The sequence below is a fragment of the Chitinophagales bacterium genome, from assembly GCA_013816805.1.
Lineage (GTDB): Bacteria > Bacteroidota > Bacteroidia > Chitinophagales > UBA10324 > MGR-bin340.
On record JACDDS010000010.1, the window covers coordinates 1 to 15,209 of the forward strand.

A 15,209-nucleotide genomic window follows, 5' to 3' on the forward strand; every position below is an offset into this window, starting at 1 on the left:
CATACTCCTTGAGTATCCTGATAATTTGTTCTTCGGTGAATTTTTCTCTTTTCATGACCAGTTAAATTTAAAACTGTATTTTCTATTTTTAACTGGCCCTATTTTATGGGGAGCTTACACGTTGTCGATTCCGATATAACATCTCAATTTCAATTCCACATTGGTGCGATTAAAAGTTTCATCTGCCCTTACCGAACGGGTTAATATCCAATTTCAATTCCACATTGGTGCGATTAAAAGGTAGCAAAGAACCGGGAGGAGATATGCTACTTCGATTTCAATTCCACATTGGTGCGATTAAAAGCCTATGATGGTATTCCACTCTACCCTATCAGCCAGATTTCAATTCCACATTGGTGCGATTAAAAGTATGCTGAAATAAGCAGCTGTTCGGCTTTACTTAAATTTCAATTCCACATTGGTGCGATTAAAAGCTTCCGGACGTGATGGAAAAGGTGGAGTTCGGGTTATTTCAATTCCACATTGGTGCGATTAAAAGCAGGTAATCCGGTGCAGCAATCGTGACTACCTCGATATTTCAATTCCACATTGGTGCGATTAAAAGCCTTTACAGCATCGGCAGTGAGCTTAACCGTTACCTCATTTCAATTCCACATTGGTGCGATTAAAAGCATCATCTTATACTTATCCGAGAATACCTCTACCAATTTCAATTCCACATTGGTGCGATTAAAAGATGAGTAAAAAAACTGTTAGTAATGCCCCAACATAATTTCAATTCCACATTGGTGCGATTAAAAGAGCTGACTGCCCTGGGCAACGGTGCTTTTAAATGATTTCAATTCCACATTGGTGCGATTAAAAGCGCTCAATCCTAATATAAAAAGGGATATTGAGAACAATTTCAATTCCACATTGGTGCGATTAAAAGTGTTTCATCTGCCTTTACCGAGCGGGTGAGAATCCAATTTCAATTCCACATTGGTGCGATTAAAAGTAAATGTGATAACGCAGGCGTATGGATGGCAAACTTATTTCAATTCCACATTGGTGCGATTAAAAGACGGTATCAGCTGTGGTATCACCAAAGAAGGCGATAATTTCAAATCCACATTGGTGCGATTAAAAGCAGGCGCTGAATATGTATTGTTATCACTTCAAAATGGATTTCAATTCCACATTGGTGCGATTAAAAGAGTTCACCCTTTCGATGCATGAGAAAGCGAACCTCATTTCAATTCCACATTGGTGCGATTAAAAGCCATTACAGTTATCATCGAGGCTATTATTACATATCTATTTCAATTCCACATTGGTGCGATTAAAAGGGATGGCGCCTTACAAACTTTACAGTCCGAAACTCATATTTCAATTCCACATTGGTGCGATTAAAAGCGATAATCCTGCCGCATATAATATGGAATAGTCGCATTTCAATTCCACATTGGTGCGATTAAAAGATTGGGCTGGGAAACGTGCCAGTGACAAATTTAAACAGATTTCAATTCCACATTGGTGCGATTAAAAGCCACCTGCAGAAAGGAGCATCGATATTGTAAATGTATTTCAATTCCACATTGGTGCGATTAAAAGAGTCTGCCGGCATCGGTGCATATCACTTGCGTAAAAGAATTTCAATTCCACATTGGTGCGATTAAAAGTGCACGGTGGCATAGATCTGATTTTTTACAAAGCAATTTCAATTCCACATTGGTGCGATTAAAAGTTGATTGATGATCATTCTTTGTGCAGGAAAATATTTATTTCAATTCCACATTGGTGCGATTAAAAGTGTGGAGAGGGATTTTCTTGCGAAAGATATTTGTCTATTTCAATTCCACATTGGTGCGATTAAAAGTTACTTAGGATTACAATTTCTTGCTACACAATTCATTTCAATTCCACATTGGTGCGATTAAAAGAATTTTTAACAACAGATGGTGCAGGAAATACGTCAATTTCAATTCCACATTGGTGCGATTAAAAGCATCATCCGGATCCGTAAACACATAAGAGAAAGTTCATTTCAATTCCACATTGGTGCGATTAAAAGAACAATTCCCATATCATCCTTATTCACCCAAAACGGATTTCAATTCCACATTGGTGCGATTAAAAGTATCCTCATGCACTCCTATTGCAATGAAAATTATTTCAATTCCACATTGGTGCGATTAAAAGCATCAAACAGTGCAGGTGTGAGATCATAGAAATATAATTTCAATTCCACATTGGTGCGATTAAAAGTAGCATTGCCGAAAATATCCGGAACACAATCGCCGATTTCAATTCCACATTGGTGCGATTAAAAGACGGCACCGGATCAGGAACAAGCTTTTGTTCAAATCCATTTCAATTCCACATTGGTGCGATTAAAAGAATAATAAGAATGTGCATCCTAATGCTACTGAAGTCCATTTCAATTCCACATTGGTGCGATTAAAAGGGAAAACTCAGAAATGTTTTCAGTGATATCAAATCCCATTTCAATTCCACATTGGTGCGATTAAAAGTGCGTATTGAAAAGTCCGCGATCTCCATACCAGTTCAATTTCAATTCCACATTGGTGCGATTAAAAGTATATTCTGGCTAAAACATAATTCACAATCGGTGAATTTCAATTCCACATTGGTGCGATTAAAAGCTAATCTGATCGTGGATGTAAAAGGTGATAAGGGTATTTCAATTCCACATTGGTGCGATTAAAAGTATATGATTATCCGCGCTGAAGGCTTCAACCTTAAATTTCAATTCCACATTGGTGCGATTAAAAGTTTATTCTTATCAGTGCTTTGATCAGCATAGATCTCAATTTCAATTCCACATTGGTGCGATTAAAAGCCAAATAGGAAATATTGTAAAATCTAAAGGCCCTGACGATTTCAATTCCACATTGGTGCGATTAAAAGAATGCGCGTACTGCTTGCAAAGGCAGTGGAAATATTATTTCAATTCCACATTGGTGCGATTAAAAGGTTCCCTGGTACGCTGTATTCAATGAACTGTACTGAGATTTCAATTCCACATTGGTGCGATTAAAAGACAAGTAAAGTGCGATGGAATTTGTAGCCATATCGATATTTCAATTCCACATTGGTGCGATTAAAAGTACCGCCCAGAACAATAAGAAACAGGCCCAGGGAGCGAATTTCAATTCCACATTGGTGCGATTAAAAGTTTTTAAAACCGTGCGATGGATTTTGGGAGCGCTTTAATTTCAATTCCACATTGGTGCGATTAAAAGACATACACCATACCGTAATTGATAGCTTAGTTCACGGATTTCAATTCCACATTGGTGCGATTAAAAGTTTCGGAGATTTCGGAGGATCAACGAACAAACTTTAATTTCAATTCCACATTGGTGCGATTAAAAGTGCGGGCCGACCAGCAGATAAATCTCGGCAACGGAATTTCAATTCCACATTGGTGCGATTAAAAGCAGAATTAGAGGTCATTACTTAAAACCAATCACCAATTTCAATTCCACATTGGTGCGATTAAAAGCCGTTAAATAAATTTCCTTAAATATACAGTTTTCAAACACTTATAAAATCCAAAGACCCATTTTTTTAGGTCTATTCCCGTCAACCACCAATACTGCAATTCAAGTGCGGGATCGACAATACACCTTTTCAATGCCGGGAACAGATAAAACTTCTTTTTTCTATCTAATATGTCTCAGATCTGGTCACATCGACGCCTATAAAAACGTTTCTATCTTGTTTTTCTCGCATCCTACAATCTGCTTTTCGAGCCACTTCTCATCCCGGCTCTTGAAAATGATGATGCTGTCCTTTTCAAGAACCAAAAATTTTTTAGCACGGCTGATCAGCTCCTTCAGTTTCACCTCTGTGATCTCACCTTCAAATACCGAGTTCTGAATCCAGTTCAGGTATTGCCGGCAGAGCTTCAGCATCCTGCCAACTCTCCGCGCTTCAATGTCGTAAACGAGGATTACATACATCTACCACCACGTTTTAAAGGGTTTGTATGTCTCCACCCCCAGAATGTGCTTGCTGAGCTTATAACACTCCAGTTTTACCAGGTGCTTGTAGCTGACGCTCCTCTTCAGCGACCTATGCTGTATGGTTTCATTGATCCGTTCTTCGAAAGCCTTAACAAAAGTCTTTTTCGCTGCATCCTTCATTATGCACCGGTTCAGCTCGATGCGGAAATCATCCGCCTGAAGCTGCTTTTTATTAAGCACCGTAAAGATGGTACGGTCAACCAGGAGCGGCTTGAAAATTTCCGCAAGGTCAAGCGCAAGGGAATACCGGCGTGCTCCCGGCTCATGAAGAAAGCTGATGGTAGGATTGAGCTGGGTATGATAGATCTGTCCCAGGCAGAGGCTGTAGCACATCATGTTTCCGAATGAAATGAGTGCATTCACCTCGTTGGAAGGAGGCTGTTTGGTGCGGTTGCCCATCGTAAATTCATCGATGATGGTTTCAAACGCCTGGTAATAGCATTGCCGGATGTTACCTTCCAGCCCCATCAGCTCGTCCACCTCCGTATAACCGTGCAGCATTTCCATGAACTGCTCGATGGAATCGATTTGCGGCTGCACATTTTTCTCACGGTTATTGTAGTAGCGCAGGTTTTTGAGCATGTTAAAAGCGGCACCCTCTATAAAGAGCCGCGCCAGCACCATCCTTTTTTCTTTTTTCACGTGGTGCATCGTCTGTTCGATCTGTACCTTGCCTGCAAGCAAGTAATCCTTTGGCATGAAGGACCCGGTATAGTGCTCGTAATAGTCGAAGAAATGGACGGCGACCTGGCTCTTGCCCAGGAAGTTGTAAAGCGCAGAATTGGCATCAAGTGCGCCATAGCAATAGAGGTCGCTCACGCTTTCAATAGGGATGTATTTCGGAGGCAGCTCTTTTCCTTCCTCATCCTGAGGCGTGAATTGAAGGGTATTGTCTTTGCGGCTCATTCGCCCTGCATTGAAGAGGTAATAGGTTTTTTTCATAAGGAAATGGTTACTGTATTTATCAAAAAAATCCTTTACTGCCAAGCCGCATCCGAATGGCTTCGCGATCCGTCTTCAATATTCCTCTGACCAGCAGAAATCGAAGTAGGAGCAATACCGGCATTTCTTCTTTTCAATTTTGGGCGGGCAAGCTGGCGATGCGGTAAGTTCTTCAATATTGCGGATAGTTTTTTCTATATATATCTCATCGTCTTGAGTGAGCAATACGTCGGTGCATTGATGAAAGACCGGATATTCAATTTTCCCCGATACTCCCTCGATACCACTTTTTTTCAGCAGATAAATGTAGTATTTCACCTGCCACCCGTGTGCCACTTCGCGTGCGGCTGAGCGCTTGGTTTCATGGATCACCTTATTTTTTGCATCGTAAAAATCAATCTTTGAGCCGTCTATCTCCACTTCTGAGAACTTATCTGCCCTTCGCTCATATGAATTTTCATGGATGAACCTGCCATCTGCGACGAGGTCGGAGGTGTGCTCCATGGTGATGCCATTTGCAAAGAGCCACAGCTTGCGCCTGCAGAGGTGGTAGTAGGCGATGTGGGTGGCGGTGAGGGGCATAGTTTAAAAGTTATCTTTATCATCTAACACTAATCCCAAATCTGAATCGTAGTTGCTAGTACACCATATTGACTTCGATTCTTTATTATCTCCAATCCATATTTTATTTCTTTGATAGACTTTCCCATTTTTTCGGGCTTTTTGAAAAAGATAATTAGGGCAACTGATAACGTATTGGTTTCGGAAATACATAAATTCTTTGTAGTTGTCAAAGAAGCACTCTTTATGTTTATTCTTTTCTAAATCTTTGAATCTTTGAAGATTTTTTTCCAGATAATCATATGGATCTAAAACGTAAATATCAACTTGGGAATCAATGTCTCTGCTTTTCCACACATGCGTATTTTCTTCATCTTGTTCGGTTAGTGCTAAAGGAAGAATTAACCAATTATCGATAATATGATCTTTTAATTTATCTGCATTAATTTCCGTTCGGCTTGAAAACTTTGGCAATTCCTTATAAATCTTATTAACTAAATCAACCAATTCAAAAGCATTATAAGATTTAGGCTGCAGAAGATTAATAGTATCTTCCAAAGGTTTACTCATCGTCCAACCTTTCTTCATTATATAGTTTCCATAAGGAGCAGGATAAACTTCATTATCTTTGAATGGTATAATTACATTTAGTTTACCTGTTGCATTAATAAACTCAAATCTTGATAATCTGCCAATTCTTTGAACTAATCTATCAATAGGGCATATATCAGTTATCATATAATCAGCACTTATATTAACGCTCATTTCTCCAATCTGAGTAAGAATAGCTATTCCATTTGCCTTTTTATGTCGCCATGCCTCTTTGCCAAAATCATCCAATAGTAGTTCCTCTTTTTTTAATTTATCTGGTTCAGTAAATCTGCTATGATATAAAACTGGCAACTTTCCTCTATTCTTGAACCATTGATAAAATTCCACTGCTTTGGCGACGGTATTTGCATAAATGATAGTAGGTTGATCTAAAGATTTAACCAACAAATCCTGAAGTTCATTTACAACCTTATATTTCTTGATGTTTTCTATAGAACATCTTATTCTCAAATTCTCTGAAGTATCTTCTTTAATTTCCTTTGGTTTAAATCCTGTTGATTGATATAATTCCAAAGATGATTGAGGTAATGAAGCACTCATAATCAAAACCGGCACTTCCAAAAGTTTCAACACTTTTAATAACTGGAGAATATTAGCCTGAGTAAATTCATCATAAAAATCAGCTTCATCAATAACAACACAACTATGGGCTAAATTAAACGTAATGGAATGATGGTCTTCTCTGCTATGTGTAAGCGAGATTAATAAATGATCAATTGTACAAATAGTAACGGGAGTTTCTAAAAGCCGGGCAAATTCATGTTGCAGCTTTGCTTTATGCTCCGCTTCATAAGATTTCTTAGCTGTCTCAAAATGTCTCACAAACCAAGCACTGGAATGATATAAACCTGTTTCTGATAAAGAGCTTGCGACATTTATGGATAAAGCATTTGAAGTAAAACGTGTTGGCATTGCAATAACTAAACGATCAGCTTTGTCGTTTTCAATTTGTTTTTTTGCCCAAAGTAAAGCTGCATCTGTTTTCCCTGAACCTGTTGGTGCACGTAAAAGAAGTAACTCATCCTGCCAGTTATCTTCAGCTATTTTCTGAACATTTTTTCTTTCCCATTTGAGATTAAACCGATAATCAAATTCCCCAAATTCCGGAATTTCTTTTTTATCTTCTAATATACTTGCCCGGTGATCTGCTAATTGCAAATAGCTTCTTACTCCAGCAAATTCATAATTTTTTAAAATAGAATAACTGAAGTTTTCAGGATAGTTTAAGTCAAATGTTGTATAGCTTAATCTTTTGAATTCATTCCAAAATTCCTTGTATTTCCCATTTTCATCTTTTTCCCATCTTGTTTCCAATGATTGCCCTAATTTCCCATGATGTGCTGCTATTGATATTTTCAAAACTTCTGAAAAGGGATATTTATCATTTTGATGCAAGTAAAGACTTTCCATTTCATGACGTATGCCTGTTTTTTGCAAGTACCCACCATTAACCTTTTGAGTTTGTAAATAAATCTCATTTTCTTTCTTACAGGCAATTTGCCACTTCAAATGCTTCTTACCGTCGTCATGAAATTTTGCTGCAACCTTCAAACGCCTCTCTAAACTTTTACCAGTTAGCTGTTCATACTTTTTTATAACAAATGAATGTTTCTGAATAATTTTTTTTGCTTCGTTAGTTACATTTTCTATGTGCTCTTTTAGCGTAGTGCCTTTCGGTTTAGCTAATGGTTCATTATTCATTTGTCACAGCATTAGGCGTCTCATCAACTTGCGCAGCCTGCGGAAAAGCCTCGGTAAATGTTTTTATATTTTCATTACCACCATTTGGATCAAAGAGAGTAGATTTTTCTAATTCTTCTAAGGCTCTTTTATATGCTGTTTGAACGCTCACTTCACCAGTAGTATCATCACCAACAATATAAAATGCATCCCTTGCTTTTAATTCTTCAATGATATTTTTTTGCTGAGTTTTCCCTATTTCTGTATCATCATAATATCTGCAAGCCTTCCTACTCATCTTTGTATCAAATACAATCAATACTTTTTGTGGTTCTCCTGTTGAAGCGTTACGAGCTTCATTTGCATAATCTATCATTGATTTGGTTGCTTCTAAAAACAGCTTAACCCTTCTTCTTCTTTCAGCTTCATTTACATGCTTTACATATTCTGTTTTTACATGAAACCCCTTTTCGTAACTGAACTTTTTTGAAGCACTTAAATTGGAAATGTCAAGAAAAAAATTCATTAACATCATATCAGAATCGCTTTGCTCTTTTGTAGCCAATGCTTGCTTATCATCAGTTAAAGTGTCAACTTTTAATCTCACTAATAAGTCTCTTGTAATCTGACTTTGTTGTGTAGCGACCGCAGGTGTTACAGTTAATGGTGCTGTTCTTCTTCCTGAATAACTGCCTGCTGATGGATGCATGAACCCACCCATATCAGCCCGCAAATCAACCTCTATAGCATTTCCAATGCCATCACCATTGGAAACATAAGTATCACTTAATTTCTTGCCATTAGAAATCTCAACTTGATTATATTTCTGTTTTTCCTTTTTTTCTTCTCCGTTCGTTTTTAATACTACTTCAATATCATTAGTCTTGTTTTTTTCTTCTTCATTAATGCGGTGAATAGCACTAAATAAAACATGACGTTGCATTTGCCCGGAAATGTAAACACGTCCATCATTACGCCTTTTAATTGAGGAGGCATTACCCAATAATTTTTCACCGCCATTGGCAATGTGATTCTCCATTGGTGCGAGAATAGAAACTAGTATTCCTTTTATATTTTCCATTATTACAAATTTTTATGAGGTTTTTTAATGAGAAGCATCTGAAATTTCTTGGTCTTCATTTTCCAAGACCTGAGGAGAAGGATTGGAAGTATCCTTAGGCTGAGATGGATTTCTTATTCGTGCAAAAGCCATTAGTATACTCTTTGCATCTTCCATACTCATTTCACCAGTTAAAAATGCTTCCTGGAAAATGGTAGATTCAGAAGGTGCAGAATCTCCCGAAAGCCTGCCTGCTCTTGTAATTACATTAAGTATCTCTGCTGGTCTTCTTGAGCCGAAGATGCTACTTTCAAGCTCAACTAAACATTTTGCTTTAAGTTCATATTTCAGATGCGGTTTTTTCTGATTGTTAGCTTCTTTTAAGCCAACAAAGTAAGCTATTTGATTAAGCCATTTGCCTAGCACCAAAGCAGATTGCACCACTTCCTTTTTGATTTTAATTTGGTTCATTTCATTCATAAAAAATGTATTGAATAGTTCAATTAATTCAGGTTCATATTCAGCTCTTATTGATAGAAAATCCTTAAATGTAGATTTATTGAATAGTTGTAAAAATCGGTTGCTAAAAAGGTTAAAAGCCTCTTTACGGCTTTCAATACCCTTTTTATCTTTTTGTTTAGTTTCATCAAAAGGATGTATAAGTTTACTTTTTTGAATAGCAAAAACGATATCAGAAAGTTTATTCTCTTTGGCTAAATCAATAATATAATGATTGATGGTGACTGATTGCGCTTTGCCATATTGTATTAGATAAAGTGGTTTTTCTTTTAAACTTTCCAAAACTTCTTCTCCTTTTTTACTATAACCAGCTTCTTTACCCCATCTGCCTATAGCGCCTAATAAACCTACAACACCAAATGCAGAATTTTTCGGAGCATAAGGGAAATTACCGTCATAAATAGGTGGTCTGGTAAAAGTTGGTTTTTGACCTTCTTTTCTAAAAACCTTTTTTTGAAGCAATTTCTTTTTATTGATATTTCTATCAAGCATCATATTATAGAATTCAATAAACACCTTCATTTGATCTAAAGTTAAGTCAGGTATTATAGCAGTAGGAATAGGAGCGCTATCCCTTTTTTCTTTATAGCCAAAACATGGTTTTAAAGGTGTGCTTGTTGTTACGGCACAACAAAGAAATTCCAGAAACGATGTTTTTGTATAACCCTGAGAAGCATTGCCATTATTAATTTTTCCAGATATAGGTACAATGCTCATTGTTAGGTTACAATCCTTATACTTATCATTTCCAATAATAAATTTTTCCTTATGAATTCTCGAGATGTCAGAATTTAGTTTTAAGTTATTTCTTATTGTTTCTATGGCATCCCAAGTTTCAGACGCATCGTAATCAGATGTTAGAGTATTCGGAGCTAAATAAACGCCTTTGGAAGTGTCGCCATTTTTGGTTGAGGAAAACTCAAAGTTTATTATTTCATCATCCAGCGTATTAGTTGCCTTCAATCTAAAATGATTTAATCCTTCTTCCAAATACTTTTCAAACATAGTTGTCTGAACTTCTTGAACATTTTCTAAATTTTCTCGAAAAAGAACTAATGCTAAACCATATATGCTAAATGGATGTGTAAATTTCATAAACTTTCAATTTTTAAATCAACCCATCCTTCATTTGTTCCTAAATACAAGGGAGAAATTAGTTGATTAGTGCATTCATTCAAAAGTTTTAATAATTGAGGTGTAGACGTGACTATATAACCGTATTTATTTTTGACAATTATATATTCCCTTGTTTTTGGACTTGAATAATAATTTGACATTTTTTCATAACTTTTTTTCATTAGATCAGCTTCTAATTTTTTAATCTCTTTTTTTATTTCCTCTTGTTTTTTTTTATTTGCCTCTTTTTGTAATGATTCCCTTATTGTTTTCGATTTCGACTTAATTATTTTTAGTTCTTCTCTACCACTTTTTAAAATATTGACTTCTTGTTCCAAGGAGTAATCATAATTTCTGGAACCATCAAAATGCCTTATATCATTATGCTTTAAATGTTGCGTCCAATAATCCTCATATGAACCATAATAAGATGGTTTGAGTAATAATTGCTCAATTTTCAAATGATGTTGCAGTAAAGGCTTATAACCTACAGGGGTTTTAGCAAAATTTAAATTTAACTTGTATTGCTTCTTATAGTGACTTTTTAAATTTGTGATAATCGGGTTCCTTTCATCATCAGTAAAATGCCACCCTAATAAATTTTCCAACATTCCATAAATCATAAAATCAGATGGCTCTCGTTGACTCCTATAATATGCACCAGGCATGGAAGTGACTAACGACAAAGGAGCAAGCGGTTCAATGAATAAACTCGCTTTATGATTAAGTTCGGGCTTGTCAAAAAGTACTGATATGTCAATTGTGTTTGTCATTTTAATGCTCATTTAACCTCCCCCAGCCCCATCCCCATCGCATTCTTCTCCCCAAACCCCGCATAATATCCTACCCGCTGTAATTCTACAGGTGCTTTCAGCTCGAAGTCAAACATCCACCCGCGGATATTCGTGGCGGCTTCCGTATGGTCTTTGATCCTGATCAGCCTCGAACGTGGGGATGATAATACCTTCAATGTACATTGCTCCGGCAGGAAATCTTCCGAACTTCCTGCAACAGCATAAACACTGTGGTGCTTGTGAATGAGGTTCTGCACCAAAAAATTTTTATAATAGACATGGTCCGGTGAGAGAAACTCGTATCCTTCGCCGCCTTCATGGATGCGCGAGCGGGTGATGCACAGTGGCGAAAGCAGCCGGTAACGCATGGTATCGCTGAAGGCCGGAGCAGGCAATACTTCAATGGCAGCGATTGTAAAGCTTACATGGCTCACGCGGTCGCCGATCATGCATTCCTGGTTGCGGAAGCAGCCTGTAACAAAATGCGCTACCTGCTCATCGATGAGAAAGCTGATAAGGAGCTCCGCATTCGGTGCGTTGAGCGCCATCCGGTCGCCCTCCATCGTGAAGGAGCATTTCAGCTGCGAGAAGGTAAAGAGCTTGAAGCGCTTGCCTTGGTAAGAATATCCCTGCTCATGAAGCCACTGCGAGAAAGCCGGATCACCATGGAAAAGACATTTATAAATCCATGCCGAGACGGCATATTGGTAATTAACAGGCAGCACGCTTTGAGGAGGAACCTGAAAAGATAACCTGATACGCATGAAATATAATTGAAGGCAACAATATAAAAAATTACAGCCGCCCTGCAATAACAATTTTTTAAACACTTTTGACTTCCTTAGAAAGGGAGAGAGTCGCTATGGCTGCGATAAATTGGGAATGATCTTTGGCAGCCCAGCCTGGAAGTGGTAACGGGGAGTACTGATTTATTTCTTCCCATCTAAAACGGCTTTGCAGATTTATTCCAATCCTGCCCAGGATTTACTGATCGTAAAATTCCTGATGTTCATATTCAAAACGGGTATTGCACAATTAGAAACAACAATGGGGCTATTGTACAATTAAAACATTAACGAGAGATCAGAATACAATCACCTTTTCACTTTCTGAATTCAATAAAGGCTTATATACCAATGAGCTTTATTCTAATAACAGTTAGTACAATGGGAAATTCGAAAAACAATAAAAATCTTGGCTAATTAAACAGTTAAGCTATTCTATTGCCCTGGAGATCATCTAACGGTTCTGTTCCATACGCCTTTTAATGTCTTCAAGGGAATCAGAGCCTTCACCTGTTAATTCATTGACGTTAAAATTATGTAACCCTTCTATCTCCAGTTCATCATCATTACTAAATAAAATTTGACGCAGTTCGCTTCCTTTCATCGGAGCAAGTAATATTCCTAATACAAAGCCGGTTAGGAAGCCGGCGGCAACTGTAGAGAGTGTATTTGAATTCATTGTTTATTTTTTTTTTTCGATTATCAATTTTATAGCCAGAATGTTTAGCAGAGCATTTACTTTCTATCCCAGCCTATTTTTACTATACAATTTTTTGAACGTGAAAAATTGTGTATTAATATCAGTATTGTCAGAAGCCAGAGATAAAATATAATTATTTCATCAGCTCAAAATTGCCCTCTAAGCCGCCTTCCGAACTTCCGCCAAAAAAAACTTTAAAAGTCCCCGGCTCTGCTGCATAAACCATTTGCTTGTTATAAAATCCGAGTTCGCTGGCTTTTAAGGTTATGGTAACGGTTTTACTTTCACCGGATTTTAGTATTATCTTCTTAAAGCCCTTTAGCTCTTTTACCGGGCGTGTTACACTTCCTACCATATCACGGACATACAATTGAACTACTTCTTCACCATCAAATTTTCCTGTATTTGAAACCGTAACAGAAACCTCCAGGGAATCTGACAGGCTCAATTGTGTTTTGCTCAGATTTAAATTTGAATAACTGAATGTGGTATAGCTGAGGCCAAATCCAAATGGATACAAAGGGGTATTGGAAATATCAAGATATTTCGAAGTATACTTATTGTTTGCATCAAACGGCCGACCGGTATTTTTTGAATTGTAATAGATAGGAATTTGTCCTACACTGCGGGGAAAAGTTGTCGTTAATTTCCCGGAAGGATTATAATCTCCGTATAATATATCTGCAATAGCATAGCCAGCTTCCGTTCCTGCAAACCACGCCTCCAGAATCGCATTTGCCTGCTTATCTAACTCAGGCACTGCAAGTGGTCGCCCGTTTACTAAGACAACTACTATCGGTTTCCCTATTTTTTTTATCTGATCAAATAATTTTTGCTGAACACCTGGTAAACCAATATCGGAACGGCTTGCTGCTTCCCCGCTCATGGAAGCACTCTCCCCGAGAACCATTATTACAATTTCTGCCTTCTGAGCTGCAACCACTGCCTGAGAAAAAAACTGTGTTGAATCATCATTAATATTACACCCTTTAGCATAAAAAATTTTACCCTTTTCAACACTCCTTGCCTTTAATCCATCCAAAACTGAGATGGCTTTTTTTCCATCTCCGGCAGCAGCCCACGGTCCAATCATATTTTCAGGGTCATTAGCCAGAGGACCAATCACCGCAATAGAAGTTACATTTTTTAGGGGCAGAATTTCTTTATCATTTTTTAAAAGTACCATTGATCGTCGCGCTATATCCCGCTCCACATGTAAATTTTCTTTTGTCATAACGGAAGAAGCCTGGCGCTGTTCATCACAGTATAAATAGGGATCTTTAAATAGTCCTAAATCGTATTTTACTTTTAAAATCCGCCTGACTGCACTATCAATTTCCTGCTGGGTAACCTTTCCTTCTGTAAGCGACTGCCTGGTAAATTTTTCGTAAATGGCGCCCTGCATATCCATATCTACACCGGCGGTTAATGCCTCTTCTCCTGCCTGTTTTTCATCGGCAGCAAATCCATGCGGCACCATTTCATTAATAGATGTATAGTCTGTAACAACGAATCCATTAAAGCCCCATTCCTTTCTCAATATATCTGTAAGCAAAAAAGAATTTCCTGTTGCCGGCACTCCATTCAATTCATTAAAAGATGTCATCACGGTTGCTACACCCGCTTGTATTGCCGCTTTGTAAGGAGGAAGATAGATATCACGCAACATTTGTTCCGACATATCTACCGTATTATAATCTCTTCCTGCAGCTGCGCCTCCGTAAGCAGCATAGTGTTTTACACAGGCAGCAATAGTATTTGTCCTGGACAGATCATTACCTTGAAAACCCTTTACGCGCGCCTTTGCAATGAGCGAACCGAGATAGGAATCTTCGCCTGCACCTTCTGCTATTCGTCCCCAGCGCGGATCTCTTGCAATATCAACCATAGGTGCAAAGGTCCAGTTGATACCTTCTGCCGATGCTTCGATAGCAGCAATACGTGCTGATTTTTCAATTGCATCCAAATCCCAGCTGCATGACTCAGCAAGAGGGATCGGAAAAATGGTACGGTGGCCATGTATTACATCGTAACCGAAAATTAAAGGAATATGGAGTCGTGTCTGGTCGACCGCGACTTGTTGTAATCGCTTAACATATTTGGCAGTGAAGGCATTAAAGATTCCTCCAACTTTTCCCGCTTTTAAATCATTAAGGTAATTCTTATTCATAGTAGGTCCTGTCACATCCCAATCGGAAGTAAAAAGCGTCATCTGCCCAATTTTTTCATCAGGCGTCATAATATTTAAGAGAGAATCTACAAATTGCGCTTTTGATAGTTGAGCAACTGATTTAAATGGTAAAGCAAAACATAAGATTAACAGAACATAATAGCTTACTGATGAGATTTTATGCATGTAAGAGAATTTCCAGCGGAAAATATTTTCGAAAATTAATGTTCTTTGAAATATTTGACAAAAGTTATCAGTTACTTTATTTTGACTGAACT

Annotated in this window: 10 protein-coding genes and 1 CRISPR repeat array; all 10 genes read right to left on the reverse strand. The window is 37.7% G+C overall.

From position 1 onward, the window contains the following. Positions 1 to 146 precede the first annotated feature (146 nt). A CRISPR array of direct repeats spans positions 147 to 3,469; the repeat unit is 30 nt; unit sequence ATTTCAATTCCACATTGGTGCGATTAAAAG. 196 nt (positions 3,470 to 3,665) lie between these two features. After that, complete coding sequence (gene cas2 / locus H0W62_09545; protein MBA3648779.1) at positions 3,666 to 3,929, reverse strand: CRISPR-associated endonuclease Cas2; 264 nt, start codon at positions 3,927 to 3,929, stop codon at positions 3,666 to 3,668. Further along, positions 3,930 to 4,934, reverse strand: a complete 1,005-nt coding sequence (gene cas1b, locus H0W62_09550; protein ID MBA3648780.1) for a type I-B CRISPR-associated endonuclease Cas1 — start codon at positions 4,932 to 4,934, stop codon at positions 3,930 to 3,932. A 75-nt stretch (positions 4,935 to 5,009) separates the two neighbouring features. Beyond that, positions 5,010 to 5,516 (reverse strand): CRISPR-associated protein Cas4, encoded by a 507-nt coding sequence (gene cas4, locus H0W62_09555; GenBank protein ID MBA3648781.1) that lies wholly within the window; start codon positions 5,514 to 5,516, stop codon positions 5,010 to 5,012. 3 nt (positions 5,517 to 5,519) lie between these two features. Then, positions 5,520 to 7,808 carry a CRISPR-associated helicase Cas3' gene (cas3, locus tag H0W62_09560; protein MBA3648782.1) on the reverse strand — a complete coding sequence of 763 codons (2,289 nt, stop codon included), beginning with the start codon at positions 7,806 to 7,808 and terminating at the stop codon, positions 5,520 to 5,522. Beyond that, the gene (locus tag H0W62_09565) at positions 7,801 to 8,868 is read right to left on the reverse strand and encodes a DevR family CRISPR-associated autoregulator (protein MBA3648783.1); all 1,068 of its coding nucleotides are present in this window, start codon (positions 8,866 to 8,868) and stop codon (positions 7,801 to 7,803) included. Before H0W62_09565 ends, cas3 begins: the two co-directional genes overlap by 8 nt. Positions 8,869 to 8,892: 24 nt before the next feature. Next, complete coding sequence (locus H0W62_09570) at positions 8,893 to 10,461, reverse strand: hypothetical protein (protein ID MBA3648784.1); 1,569 nt, start codon at positions 10,459 to 10,461, stop codon at positions 8,893 to 8,895. Then, a complete protein-coding gene (gene cas5p, locus H0W62_09575; protein MBA3648785.1) occupies positions 10,458 to 11,255 on the reverse strand; it encodes a type I-PGING CRISPR-associated protein Cas5p in 798 nt (265 codons plus the stop codon). Before cas5p ends, H0W62_09570 begins: the two co-directional genes overlap by 4 nt. Positions 11,256 to 11,263: 8 nt before the next feature. After that, positions 11,264 to 12,040, reverse strand: coding sequence for a CRISPR-associated endoribonuclease Cas6 (gene cas6, locus H0W62_09580; GenBank protein MBA3648786.1), 777 nt, complete (start codon positions 12,038 to 12,040; stop codon positions 11,264 to 11,266). 475 nt (positions 12,041 to 12,515) lie between these two features. Then, positions 12,516 to 12,740, reverse strand: coding sequence for a YtxH domain-containing protein (locus H0W62_09585; GenBank protein ID MBA3648787.1), 225 nt, complete (start codon positions 12,738 to 12,740; stop codon positions 12,516 to 12,518). A 154-nt stretch (positions 12,741 to 12,894) separates the two neighbouring features. Then, on the reverse strand, positions 12,895 to 15,117 hold the full coding sequence (bglX, locus tag H0W62_09590) for a beta-glucosidase BglX (protein MBA3648788.1): 2,223 nt from the start codon (positions 15,115 to 15,117) through the stop codon (positions 12,895 to 12,897). Positions 15,118 to 15,209 lie beyond the last annotated feature (92 nt).

Bases quoted from the DNA above. Each gene is read 5' to 3' on its own strand.
- cas2 (MBA3648779.1), bottom strand. From the start codon at position 3,929: ATGTATGTAATCCTCGTTTACGACATTGAAGCGCGGAGAGTTGGCAGG.
- cas1b (MBA3648780.1), bottom strand. From the start codon at position 4,934: ATGAAAAAAACCTATTACCTCTTCAATGCAGGGCGAATGAGCCGCAAA.
- cas4 (MBA3648781.1), bottom strand. From the start codon at position 5,516: ATGCCCCTCACCGCCACCCACATCGCCTACTACCACCTCTGCAGGCGC.
- cas3 (MBA3648782.1), bottom strand. From the start codon at position 7,808: ATGAATAATGAACCATTAGCTAAACCGAAAGGCACTACGCTAAAAGAG.
- H0W62_09565 (MBA3648783.1), bottom strand. From the start codon at position 8,868: ATGGAAAATATAAAAGGAATACTAGTTTCTATTCTCGCACCAATGGAG.
- H0W62_09570 (MBA3648784.1), bottom strand. From the start codon at position 10,461: ATGAAATTTACACATCCATTTAGCATATATGGTTTAGCATTAGTTCTT.
- cas5p (MBA3648785.1), bottom strand. From the start codon at position 11,255: ATGACAAACACAATTGACATATCAGTACTTTTTGACAAGCCCGAACTT.
- cas6 (MBA3648786.1), bottom strand. From the start codon at position 12,040: ATGCGTATCAGGTTATCTTTTCAGGTTCCTCCTCAAAGCGTGCTGCCT.
- H0W62_09585 (MBA3648787.1), bottom strand. From the start codon at position 12,740: ATGAATTCAAATACACTCTCTACAGTTGCCGCCGGCTTCCTAACCGGC.
- bglX (MBA3648788.1), bottom strand. From the start codon at position 15,117: ATGCATAAAATCTCATCAGTAAGCTATTATGTTCTGTTAATCTTATGT.